This is a genomic window from Paracraurococcus ruber (assembly GCF_004353985.1).
GTDB lineage: Bacteria > Pseudomonadota > Alphaproteobacteria > Acetobacterales > Acetobacteraceae > Paracraurococcus > Paracraurococcus ruber.
On the sequence record NZ_SMOA01000640.1, the window covers coordinates 1 to 787 of the forward strand.

A 787-nucleotide genomic window follows, 5' to 3' on the forward strand; every position below is an offset into this window, starting at 1 on the left:
GACCAGCGCAGGCGCGCGGCGAGGGGCGCCGCCGCCGCCCCCGGCGCGACCAGCGCGGCCATGCGCAGCACCGGGTCCGCCGGCGCCCCGGCGCGCAGCAGCGCCGCCAGGATGTCCTGCGCGACGCCTTCCGGCAGCACCGCGCCGAGCACCCCGGTCGCCGCCATCAGCCCCAGCGCGTCGCGCGGGTCGGGCGCCGCCAGCAGCCGCTTCAGCTCCATCCATACCCGCTCGGCGGACAGCCGCGCCAAGCCCGGTACCGCGGCGCGGATGGCCGCCAGCGCCGCCGCATCCGGCGCGCCGCGCCCGTAGCGCGCCTGGAAGCGGAAGAAGCGGAGCGCCCGCAGGTAGTCCTCGGCCAGCCGCGTCGCCGGATCGCCGACGAAGCGCACGCGGCCGGCCGCCAGGTCCGCCCGCCCGCCGAAATAGTCGAACAGGTCGCCATCGGCGGTCAGCGACAGGGCGTTGATGGTGAAGTCGCGGCGCGCCGCATCCTCCCGCCAGTCGGTCGTCCAGGCGACCTCGGCATGCCGGCCATCGGTGACGACGTCGCGGCGCAGGCTGGTCACCTCCACCGGCTCATGGTCCAGCACGGCGGTGACGGTGCCATGGGCGAGGCCGGTCTCGAACACCTTCAGCCCGGCGGCGCGGAGCGCGGCGGCGATGGCATCCGGCGGCAGCGGCGCGGCGACGTCCACATCCTGCACCGGCCGGCCCGCCAGCGCGTCCCGCACCGCGCCGCCCACTGCCCGCGCCCCCGGCAGCGCCGCCAGCACGGCGGCCGGCG

The 787-nt window shown here is 78.5% G+C and carries 1 protein-coding gene; it reads right to left on the reverse strand.

Translation table 11 applies throughout. The features are described 5' to 3' along the window. Nucleotides 1–787: CCA tRNA nucleotidyltransferase (locus E2C05_RS32240; protein WP_338045240.1), on the reverse strand; the 787-nt coding region annotated here is incomplete at both ends.